Below are 718 nucleotides of genomic sequence, written 5' to 3' on the forward strand. Positions count from 1 at the left end.
TATAGATAGCGCACTAAGCTATACGGCTAAAAGATTCAAATTAATCAATATTGATTTAAGTTTGATTGTAGAAAAAATAACTAGGCGCGCAGAAATTAATGGGCTAGAGAGTGCGATTAAAGAATTTCAACAACTTTCAACTGAAATAGAAATAAAAATGTTTTGCAGTGCACTACAATACAGCATCAGTTTCGGCTCAACCGTTTATGAGCAACTAATAAAACTCTCCCAAGATATGAGAGAAATGCAATTGTTAGTTACAGAAGAGAAAAACAGTAAGCTATCAACAAAACTGACTTTCCCTATGTTTCTTTTTATTCTTATTCCTTTTGTTGTGTTAGTTATATCACCTAGCGTTTTGGAGTTACTCAAATATGTACAAACAATGTAAAAAAACCATTACCACTTCACTTTTAATTTTTATGATAAGTGGTTGCTCCTTGAATAGTGGTATAAGTAATAAAGAGTTTCTATATCGTGAGAGTATCTTGCTGAAAGCAAATAATCATGCCGGATTGATCACTTTATACCGAACAAAATTAAAACAAAAAGAAGATGATACGATAAGGCTAAAACTGGCTAACGCCTACTATCTTACCGGCGACACCAAGTCATCTTTATATTATTTACAACCGATGATTAACAAGCCGAGTGAGTCTATATATATTTTGCAAGCCAAAAACCTGATTAATAATAATGATTCGACAAATGCCATAAC

1 protein-coding gene and 1 pseudogene are annotated in these 718 nt (G+C 32.5%); both read left to right on the forward strand.

Annotated elements, in window-relative coordinates; translation table 11 throughout:
* Positions 1-391, forward strand: a 391-nt coding sequence (locus V1952_RS22285; protein ID WP_420075603.1) for a type II secretion system F family protein, incomplete at its 5' end; no start/stop codon positions are given.
* Positions 375-718 (forward strand): annotated as a pseudogene (locus tag V1952_RS22290) (tight adherance operon protein); the annotation flags it as partial. The gene V1952_RS22285 and the pseudogene V1952_RS22290, both read left to right, overlap by 17 nt.

The sequence above is a fragment of the Yersinia sp. 2542 StPb PI genome (assembly GCF_048593855.1).
GTDB classification, from domain to species: Bacteria; Pseudomonadota; Gammaproteobacteria; order Enterobacterales; family Enterobacteriaceae; genus Yersinia; species Yersinia enterocolitica_E.